Origin of the sequence: Vibrio sp. OPT46, assembly GCF_015163535.1 — a bacterium.
Lineage (GTDB): Bacteria > Pseudomonadota > Gammaproteobacteria > Enterobacterales > Vibrionaceae > Vibrio > Vibrio alginolyticus.
The window spans coordinates 1-418 of the sequence record NZ_JADDYG010000612.1 but is presented as its reverse complement, the minus strand read 5'-3'; the positions used below and the strand labels follow the sequence as shown (position 1 = coordinate 418).

Annotated in this window: 1 pseudogene; it reads right to left on the bottom strand. The window is 38.5% G+C overall.

Annotated elements, in window-relative coordinates:
• Positions 1 to 110: pseudogene (locus IQR33_RS36015) on the bottom strand (Ter macrodomain-binding protein MatP); the annotation flags it as partial.
• Positions 111 to 418: the final 308 nt, after the last annotated feature.

The following is a 418-nucleotide window of genomic DNA, read 5'->3' as shown; positions in this document are numbered from 1 at the left end:
GCTTCGCTTGTATCAATATGTCGGGTAATCGCTTCACCATCTTTCCATTTTTTGATGAGATACTTCCATTTCCACCCACATTCTAGATTCTCAAGCTGTTGATATTTCATTTGTTCCGACCCATAAACATAACCTAGTGACAGCGTAACCCAGATGGTTTACTTGGGCAAATAAAACTCTTAGAAGTATCGATGTTGATCACTCATTTGTCTAAGTATTGTTCATTGAGAGTTGAATGCCGAGAGCAAACCAAATTGGTGCTAGGGTGTTATAGTCCGTTTCGTTATAATGTCGGCAAGATTGAATTACGATGAATTTTAATGAACCAACTTAATTGGCAAGACGTAACACCTTCACTTGAGCAGTACGAAGCACTTTTAAAGTCTGCACCTTCGTTACCAAAGAAGTCTTTTACTGA